The 5,059-nt window shown below is 61.8% G+C and carries 6 protein-coding genes; 4 read left to right on the forward strand and 2 right to left on the reverse strand.

Annotation, left to right across the window (positions count from 1 at the left end; all coding sequences use genetic code 11):
* A partial coding sequence (locus tag DBR18_RS15280; protein ID WP_177482393.1) for a cation:proton antiporter occupies positions 1-535 on the reverse strand: 535 nt, incomplete at its 3' end.
* A gap of 279 nt (positions 536-814) precedes the next feature.
* Here DBR18_RS15280 and DBR18_RS15285 point away from each other — a divergent pair.
* From DBR18_RS15285 to DBR18_RS15300, 4 genes are all read left to right on the forward strand, one after another.
* On the forward strand, positions 815-1,177 hold the full coding sequence (locus DBR18_RS15285; protein WP_003222107.1) for an ArsC family reductase: 363 nt from the start codon (positions 815-817) through the stop codon (positions 1,175-1,177).
* Positions 1,178-1,209: 32 nt separating this feature from the next.
* Positions 1,210-2,244 (forward strand): 2,3,4,5-tetrahydropyridine-2,6-dicarboxylate N-succinyltransferase, encoded by a 1,035-nt coding sequence (gene dapD, locus DBR18_RS15290; protein ID WP_108590931.1) that lies wholly within the window; start codon positions 1,210-1,212, stop codon positions 2,242-2,244.
* A 152-nt stretch (positions 2,245-2,396) separates the two neighbouring features.
* Positions 2,397-3,602, forward strand: coding sequence for an aminotransferase class V-fold PLP-dependent enzyme (locus tag DBR18_RS15295; RefSeq protein WP_108590932.1), 1,206 nt, complete (start codon positions 2,397-2,399; stop codon positions 3,600-3,602).
* Entirely contained in the window at positions 3,599-4,009 is a 411-nt protein-coding gene (locus DBR18_RS15300; protein WP_108590933.1) for a SufE family protein, read from the forward strand. Before DBR18_RS15295 ends, DBR18_RS15300 begins: the two co-directional genes overlap by 4 nt.
* A gap of 130 nt (positions 4,010-4,139) precedes the next feature.
* Here the strand turns inward: DBR18_RS15300 and tcdA are convergent, their stop codons facing one another.
* Positions 4,140-4,958 (reverse strand): tRNA cyclic N6-threonylcarbamoyladenosine(37) synthase TcdA, encoded by an 819-nt coding sequence (gene tcdA / locus DBR18_RS15310; RefSeq protein WP_003222099.1) that lies wholly within the window; start codon positions 4,956-4,958, stop codon positions 4,140-4,142.
* Positions 4,959-5,059 lie beyond the last annotated feature (101 nt).

Consider the following 5,059-nt stretch of genomic DNA (forward strand, 5'->3'; position numbering starts at 1 on the left):
GGCTGGCATTGGCCAGCGAGAACACCCCGGTCACCGCCGCAGCGAGGGCGAACTTGAACGTCACCAGACCCGACGCATCGTTCATCAGCGCCTCGCCCTGCAGCATGTGCATCAGCGGCGTTGGCAAGCGGTTCTGCGAGATGGCCGACACCGCCACGGCGTCGGTCGGCGACAGCACGGCGGCCAGCGCGAAGGCCACCGGCAGCGGAATGCTCGGTAACAGCCAGTGAATGAAGTAGCCGGCGCCGACCACGGTGAACAGCACCAGACCGACCGCCAGCGTCAGAATTGGCCCACGTAAATGCCAGAATTCGCGTTTGGGCATGCGCCAGCCGTCGGAAAACAGCAGTGGCGGCAGGAACAGAAACAGGAAGAGTTCGGGGTCCAGCGCGACGTGCAGGCCCAGTGTCGGCCAGGCCAGCAAGGCACCGGCGGCGATTTGCACCAGAGGCAGCGGCAGCGGGATGACCCGTCCGACCAGCCGCGAGACGCTGACCAGCATCAGCAGGATAAGGACGGTGTAAGCGGTTTGCATAAAGCGGAAATCTCAGACAATCGACAGCGTTGAACTGCCATATTAGCCGCTTAGGATGCGTCTGGCGTTTGCACCTATGTCGCACACGCCCTATGCAGGAGCTGCGGCACGCTGCGATCTTTTGATGTTTAAAAACAAAATCAACAGATCGCAGCCTCGTTTCACTCGACAGCTCCTACAGGGATTTGTGCAGGGTAATGAAGCCGGGCGCCCGAAACGCTTTGGTCATGGCATAATCCGACACCATTTTTTTCCAGCACCTGTAAAGGGGGCGATTCCTTGACCGTTTCAAGTAAAACGTTGCACCTTTTCGGCATCAAAGCCTGCGACACCATGAAGAAGGCGCGCACCTGGCTCGATGAACACGCTGTCAGCTACGACTTCCATGACTACAAAACCGCCGGCATCGACCGTGAACACCTGACCCAATGGTGTGACGAGCACGGCTGGCAAACGGTGTTGAACCGTGCAGGCACGACCTTTCGCAAACTCGACGACGAACGTAAAGCCGATCTCGACCAATCGAAAGCCATCGAACTGATGCTCGCTCAACCCTCGATGATCAAGCGCCCGGTGCTCGATCTCGGTGACCGAACCCTGATTGGCTTCAAGCCAGACATCTACGCGGCCGCACTCAAGTAAGCAGCCCGTCACTTATTGCTAGAGGTATTCACATGTCCAACGCTCTGTTCAGCATCGCCTTTGGTGTCGGCACGCAAAACCGTCAAGGCGCGTGGCTGGAAGTGTTCTACGCCCAGCCACTGCTCAATCCGTCGGCCGAACTGGTCGCCGCCGTTGCGCCGATCCTCGGTTACACCGAAGGCAACCAGGCCATCACCTTCACCACTGCGCAGGCTGCGCAACTGGCTGAAGCGGTCAAAGGCATCGACGCCGTTCAAGGCAAGCTGCTGACCCGTCTGGCCGAGAGCCACAAGCCACTGGTCGCCACCCTGCTGGCCGAAGACGCACAGCTGACCTCGACGCCTGAGGCCTACCTCAAGCTGCACCTGTTGTCGCACCGTCTGGTCAAGCCGCACGGCGTAAGCCTGGCCGGGATCTTCCCGCTGCTGCCGAACGTGGCCTGGACCAGCCAGGGCGCGATCGACCTGAGCGAACTGGCCGAACTGCAACTGGAAGCGCGTCTGCGTGGCGAGCTGCTGGAAGTGTTCTCGGTGGACAAGTTCCCGAAAATGACCGACTACGTGGTGCCGGCCGGCGTGCGTATCGCTGACGCCGCGCGTCTGCGTCTGGGCGCCTACGTGGGCGAAGGCACCACCGTGATGCACGAAGGTTTCATCAACTTCAACGCCGGCACCGAAGGCCCGGGCATGATCGAAGGCCGCGTTTCCGCTGGCGTATTCGTCGGCAAGGGTTCGGACCTGGGCGGCGGCTGCTCGACCATGGGCACCCTGTCGGGCGGCGGCAACATCGTGATCAAGGTCGGCGAAGGCTGCCTGATCGGCGCCAACGCCGGTATCGGTATTCCGTTGGGCGACCGCAATACCGTCGAGTCGGGCCTGTACGTGACCGCCGGCACCAAGGTCGCGCTGCTCGACGAAAACAACAACCTGGTCAAGGTTGTGAAGGCGCGTGAGCTGGCCGGTCAGACTGACCTGCTGTTCCGTCGCAATTCGGAAACCGGTGCCGTGGAATGCAAAACCCACAAATCGGCGATCGAGCTGAACGAAGCGCTGCACGCTCACAACTAAGCAGCCACATGATCCCCCCTGTGGGAGCGGGCTAGCTCGCGAAGGCGTAGTGTCATTCAGCAACTTATTGACTGACAGGACGCATTCGCGAGCAAGCCCGCTCCCACAAGGTTCGGCGTACATCCCGCCCCTCTTCACCAGGGCTGAAAACTGTGATGATTCCCTCCCCGTGGCGTGCCGACTTTCCGGCCATCGCCGCCCTGCAACGGCAAGACCAGACCTATCTGGACAACGCCGCCACCACGCAAAAACCCCAGGCCCTGCTCGACGCACTGACGCATTACTACGCCAACGGCGCGGCCAATGTGCATCGCGCGCAGCATCTGCCCGGCGCCCACGCGACGCAGGCGTTCGAAGACAGTCGGCTCAAGGTTGCCCAGTGGCTCAATGCCGGTGACAGCGGGCAGATCATCTTCACCCACGGCGCCACCAGTGCGCTTAATCTCCTGGCCTGTGGCCTGGAACATCTTTTCCACCCGGGCGATGAAATTGTCATCAGCGCCCTGGAGCATCACGCCAACCTGCTGCCGTGGCAGCAACTGGCAAAACGGCGCGAGCTGAAGCTGGTGATCCTGCCGCTGGACGCCGACGGCGTGATCGACCTCGGTGCCGCCGTGCATCTGATCAACCCGCGCACTCGCTTGCTGGCGGTCAGTCAGCTGTCCAACGTGCTCGGTGCATGGCAACCGTTGCCGGCGCTGCTGGCGATGGCCAAGGCGCAGAATGCGCTGACCGTGGTCGATGGCGCGCAAGGCGTGGTGCATGGTCGCCACGACGTGCAGGCGCTGGGTTGCGACTTCTATGTGTTTTCCAGCCACAAGCTGTACGGCCCCGATGGCCTCGGTGTGCTGTTCGGGCGCCATAAGGCGCTTGAACAACTACAGCCGTGGCAGTTCGGCGGCGAAATGGTGCTGGAAGCCCACTATCACGACGCGCGTTTCCGCCCTGCTCCGCTGGGTTTCGAGGCGGGCACGCCGCCGATTGCCAGCGTGATCGGCCTCGGCGCGACCCTCGATTATCTGTCCGGGCTGGATCAGGACGCGGTATCGGCCCACGAAGCAGCGCTGCACGCCTACCTGCTGCAAGGCCTCGCCGCGCGCAACGGCATTCGTCTGCTGGGCAAGCCGCAACTGGCACTGGCAAGTTTTGTCGTCGAGGGTGTGCACAACGCCGATCTGGCGCACCTGCTGACCGAGCAAGGCATCGCCGTGCGCGCCGGGCATCACTGCGCCATGCCGTTGCTGAAAAGCTTCGAACTGGCGGGCGCGATTCGCGTGTCGCTGGCGCTGTACAACGATTCCGAGGATCTGGAGCGTTTCTTTGAAGCGCTGGATCAGGCTCTGGAGTTGCTGCGATGAACCTGCCGCTCGCCGCCGCCGAAGCGCTGCAAACCTTTCAGAACGCTGCTGGTTGGGAACAGCGCGCACGGTTGCTGATGCAGTTTGGCGATCGTCTGCCGCCGCTGAATGACGCGGACAAATGCGAGGCCAACCGCGTGCATGGCTGCGAGAGCCAAATGTGGCTGGTGGGTGAGTTGCAGGATGGCCACTGGCAGTTCAGCGCTGCCAGCGATGCGCGGATGATTCGCGGTTTGGTGGCGTTGCTGCTGTTGCGGGTCAACGGTTTGAGCGCTGGCGAGTTGCAGCAGGTGGATTTGCCGGACTGGTTCAATCAACTCGGCCTTTCCCGCCAGTTATCGCCATCACGCAGCAACGGTTTGAATGCCGTACTCCAGCGCATGAATGACTTGGCCACCACCCTGTAGGAGCTGCCGCAGGCTGCGATCTTTTGACCTTGTTTTTTAGAATCAGGATCAAAAGATCGCAGCCTGCGGCAGCTCCTACAAGGGAATTGTGGGAGCTGGCTTGCCAGCGATGAGGCCCTCAGCCCCAGAATCAAACCTGAGGCTTCACCCGATCCGCCGGTCGCCGCACACCCGCCACAATCTTGTCCACTGCCTTGGTCGCCGCGACCATGCCGAACGTCGCCGTGACCATCATCACCGCGCCAAACCCGCCGGCGCAGTCAAGCTTCACGCCATCGCCGACAAAACTCTTCTGCAAACAGATGCTGCCGTCCGGTTTCGGATAGCGCAGTTGCTCGGTGGAAAACACACACGGCACGCTGTAATGACGGGTCACAGTGCGCGAGAAGCCATAGTCGCGACGCAACGTCGAACGCACTTTCGAGGCCAACGGATCGTTGAACGTGCGGTTGAGGTCGCAGACCTGAATCAGCGTCGGATCGATCTGCCCGCCGGCACCGCCGGTGGTAATGATCTGGATCTTGCGACGTTTGCACCAGGCGATCAGCGCAGCCTTGGCGTTGACCGCGTCGATGCAGTCGATCACGCAGTCGATGTTCGGCGTGATGTACTCGGCCATGGTGTCGCGGGTGACGAAATCCGCCACCGCGTGCACGGTGCAGTCCGGGTTGATCCCGCGCAGACGCTCGGCCATCACTTCGACCTTGGGTTTGCCGACGGTGCTGTCGAGCGCATGCAACTGACGGTTGGCGTTGCTGACGCAGACGTCGTCGAGGTCGAACAGCGAAATCTCGCCCACGCCACAGCGGGCCATGGCTTCCGCCGCCCAGGAACCGACGCCACCGACGCCGACAATCGCCACATGGGCGGCGCGCAGGCGCTCAAGACCCTCGATGCCATACAAACGGGCGATGCCTGCAAACCGTGGATCTTCTGTACTCATGACCATTACCCCAAAAACCGGCGCGCATTATAGGGCCGTCGGCGGCCAAGAGCATCTTTGATGCTATGAACGGCGAACGCAGCCGTTTGGCCCAACTCTTGTGGCGA

Source organism: Pseudomonas sp. HMWF021 (assembly GCF_003061005.1).
GTDB lineage: Bacteria > Pseudomonadota > Gammaproteobacteria > Pseudomonadales > Pseudomonadaceae > Aquipseudomonas.